1 protein-coding gene is annotated in these 1,981 nt (G+C 75.9%); it reads right to left on the minus strand.

Annotated features, from left to right (window positions below; translation table 11 throughout):
* The coding region (locus D450_RS0123945) for a non-ribosomal peptide synthetase (RefSeq protein ID WP_017541159.1) at nt 1-1,981 on the minus strand (1,981 nt) is incomplete at both ends.

Consider the following 1,981-nt stretch of genomic DNA (forward strand, 5'->3'; position numbering starts at 1 on the left):
CGTGCGGCCGTTGTAGCCCAGCGCCAGACCCGCCCCGGAGATGTACAGGTCCCCGGGGACGCCGGGCGGCACGGGCCGGAGGTCGGGGCCTAGGACGTAGACGCCGGTGTTGGCGATCGGGGCGCCGATGACCACCGGCTCCCCAGCGTGGACGGTGGAGGCGGTGGACCAGATGGTGGTCTCGGTCGGCCCGTAGAGGTTGGTCACCTCGCGGGCGCGGCCGGCGAGGGTGTCGGCGAGGTCGGTGGGGAGGGCCTCGCCGCCGACGAGGACGCGGAGGCCGTCGAGGGCGGAGGGCCGCTCGTCGGCGAGCGCGCGCCAGAGCGTGGGGGTGGCCTGGGCGATGGTGGCCCGGGACACCTCGGCGAGGTCGGCCAGCGCGGCGGGATCGCGGACGGTGTCCTTGTCCGCCAGGACGATGGTCGCCCCGGAGAGCAGCGGCAGGTAGAGCTCCAGGGCGGAGATGTCGAAGCCGACCGTGGTCACCGCGAGCCAGCGGTCCTCACCGGTGAGGGGGAACCGGTCCCCCATGTCCTCAAGGAAGTTGATCAGGGCGCCGTGGGGAACCACGACCCCCTTCGGCCGCCCAGTGGACCCGGAGGTGTAGAGGACGTAAGCGGCGGAGGCCGGATCGGGATCGAGCACGTCGCCCCCGCTGTCCGGCACCGCATCGCTCAGCGGCCCACGGGCCACGTCATCGCCGACGCCGGTGCCCGAACGCCGGGAGTCCTCGGACGCTTCAGCGGCAGCGGCTTGCCCCCGTCCAGGCGCGCCATCGGGGACGCCCTCCAGGGCACCTGTCGCCCCGGCGGTCGCAGCAGTGCCCTGCCGGGCGGAACGGGCGTGCTCCCCGACCGCGGTGTCCTTCACCGCGCGGTCCTCGTCACCCGGGACCTCCGACGCGCCTGCGGACGCTCCGGACGTACCGTCCGTACGGTCACCGTCCGTCCCGGCCATCAGCAGCTCGACCGAATCCGGGAGGATGTGCGCCGCTTCAGGGGCCGTCACGGCCAGCCGCGCCCCGGCGTCCTCCACCATGTACGCGATCCGGTCGGCCGGGAACTCCGGGTCGATCGGCAGGTAGGCGGCCCCGGTGCGCAGGACGGCGAGGACGGCCGCCGCCAGATCGGTCCCGCGCGGCAGCGCGACCGCCACCACCGAGCCCGCACCCGCACCGCGCCCGCGCAGGCGCGAGGCGATCCCGCCGGACCGCTCCCACAGCTCCCGGTAGGTCAGCGCGCCGTCGCCCGCCTCCACGGCCGTGTGCTCCGGGCGCTCCGCCGCCGCGGCCGCGATGCGCGCCGCGAGCCCGGCCGCGCCCACCGGCCGCGCCGCCGCCTGCGCACCGCCCAGCAGCCGCTTGCGCTCGTCGTCGGAGACCACCTCGAACTCGCCCACCGGCACGTCCGGGGCGGCCAGCAGGTGGATGAGCACCTGCCGGAACCGCTCCACCAGGCTCTCGGCGGTCGCCCGGTCGAAGCGGGCGGTGGCGTAGCGCAGGTCGGCCGCCAGCCCGCCTCGCCCGGGCACTTCGGCGAAAGTGAACTCCAGGTCGACCTTGGAGGTGGCCACGTCCACCGGGTGCACGGCGGCCTCCGCGCCCAGCAGCCGGTCGCGGTCGGACTCGCGCTGGTAGGTGACCATCACCTGGAACAGCGGGTGCCGCGCGGCCGAGCGCGCCGGGTCGCAGGCCCGCACGACCTCCTCGAACGGCACCCCGGCGTGGGCGAAGGCGGCCACGTCGGCCTCGCGCACCCGGGCCAGCACCTCGCGCCCGGTCGGCGCGCCCGACAGGTCGGTGCGCAGGGTGAGCATGTTCAGGTACATGCCGACGGCGTCGTGCAGCGCCTCGTCGGTCCGGTCGGTGACCGGGGTGCCCACGGCGATGTCGTCCCCGGCGCCCATCCGGTGCAGCAGCACCGCGACGGCGCCCTGCAGCAGCATGAACGCGGTGACCCCGTGCTCGGCGGCCGGCCGCCGC

Source organism: Nocardiopsis halophila DSM 44494 (assembly GCF_000341245.1).
In the GTDB taxonomy this organism is placed as follows: domain Bacteria; phylum Actinomycetota; class Actinomycetes; order Streptosporangiales; family Streptosporangiaceae; genus Nocardiopsis_A; species Nocardiopsis_A halophila.